This window comes from Prevotella sp. HJM029, from assembly GCF_000599605.1.
Classification (GTDB): domain Bacteria; phylum Bacteroidota; class Bacteroidia; order Bacteroidales; family Bacteroidaceae; genus Prevotella.
This window is the reverse complement of record NZ_AZHT01000137.1, coordinates 1-212: the sequence shown is the minus strand read 5'-3', so window position 1 is coordinate 212 and position 212 is coordinate 1. Positions and strand designations below refer to the sequence as shown.

Here is a 212-nt window from a genome sequence, read left to right as displayed (position 1 = left end):
GGAGACAAATGTTTTATTGCTTGACATTCCCAAGAGTATCATTGCCAAGTACAGTCATAAGACCTATCGGAACGGCAAACTATTTCCCATCCTAACGAATCAGAAAACCAACGCATATTTAAAAGAAATTGCCGACCTTTGTGGTGTCAAGAAGAATCTGACCTTCCATCTTGCCCGGCATACATTTGCGACCATGTCGCTCAGCAAGGGCG

At 43.9% G+C, this 212-nt stretch carries 1 pseudogene; it reads left to right on the top strand.

The annotated features are described in order from the left end of the window. Nucleotides 1–212: pseudogene (locus X919_RS14960) on the top strand (site-specific integrase); the annotation flags it as partial.